This is a genomic window from Bradyrhizobium sp. CCBAU 45384, assembly GCF_028128665.1.
Lineage (GTDB): Bacteria > Pseudomonadota > Alphaproteobacteria > Rhizobiales > Xanthobacteraceae > Bradyrhizobium > Bradyrhizobium manausense.
In genome coordinates, this window is the sequence record NZ_LBIZ01000040.1 from 1 (window position 1) to 943 (window position 943).

The 943-nt window shown below is 59.7% G+C and carries 2 protein-coding genes; both read right to left on the reverse strand.

Annotated features, from left to right (window positions below; genetic code table 11):
• Positions 1–111: 111 nt before the first annotated feature.
• Complete coding sequence (locus tag XH80_RS02920; protein ID WP_271597255.1) at positions 112–705, reverse strand: hypothetical protein; 594 nt, start codon at positions 703–705, stop codon at positions 112–114.
• A gap of 102 nt (positions 706–807) precedes the next feature.
• Positions 808–943: transposase domain-containing protein (locus tag XH80_RS02925; RefSeq protein WP_271597256.1), on the reverse strand; the 136-nt coding region annotated here is incomplete at its 5' end.

A 943-nucleotide genomic window follows, 5' to 3' on the forward strand; every position in this document is an offset into this window, starting at 1 on the left:
GCGTACCATCCATGCCGCCAGACGAGCGTAGCTTCGCCTGAGCGCCGGCACAAACCACTCGGCCACTTCGTCCTGATCCATGGTTAGACACCCAATCACTCGAACACGAGGTCATCGGCCCACGAGGCCGAGCGATAGGGGCGCGCGTTTACGAGGTCGCGGTCGATCACGGCCCGCACAGCTGGGGCTGTTTACAATGTCCGTGCGCTTCATTAGGTCTCGAAGCTCGAAGCGACCTTCCATGCTGATGGTTTTGAGCGACGCGATGATGTCAGTCACCGTGCTGCCATGCCCAAATGGCAGAAGCAACCTCTCGTACTCCACCTCGCGACCTTCGCCGTCCTTCAGATGAGAGACGGTGTATACCGGCCGACGCCGCTCGATGCATAGGTGATAAACGGGCATTACAGAGGCCGCCAACCGGGGGCCAACGTACTCGTCTAGTCGGCGGCCTTTGCCGATCGCGCCATAAGCGCTCGACATGCGAGTGCCTTCGCTCTGTATCGTGACCACGGGCGGCGTGCAGGACGCTTCGATAGTGTAATAAACGAGATCGTCCGCTTCTTCTTTGAGGCGTTCAGGTTCGTACCCCGAAATGCCGGGAAGGTCGTCCTCATTGCGCAAGTAGAGCCTCAGCCAGGTGTTCAGAAGATCACGCTGGCGGATCGCCACCACAACCGCGGGCGTCGCACTTTGAAATTCCATTGCTTGCAGACCCGAACGGTTGCCGAGCCGAAGCTTACCTCCGTCGTACGCGTCCGGTGACGGCCCCTAGTTAAGTCATCTTGAGCAAATGGCTGACAGCGCTTACGCGGCGTGAGCGACGTTCTGAGGTCGCCAATTCCAGGGCATGAGTTCGTCAATGCGATTGGCAGGGTGATCCGGTAGGCGCGCCAGCACGTCGGCGAGCCAAGCCTGTGGATCGATGTCGTTGAGTTTGGCG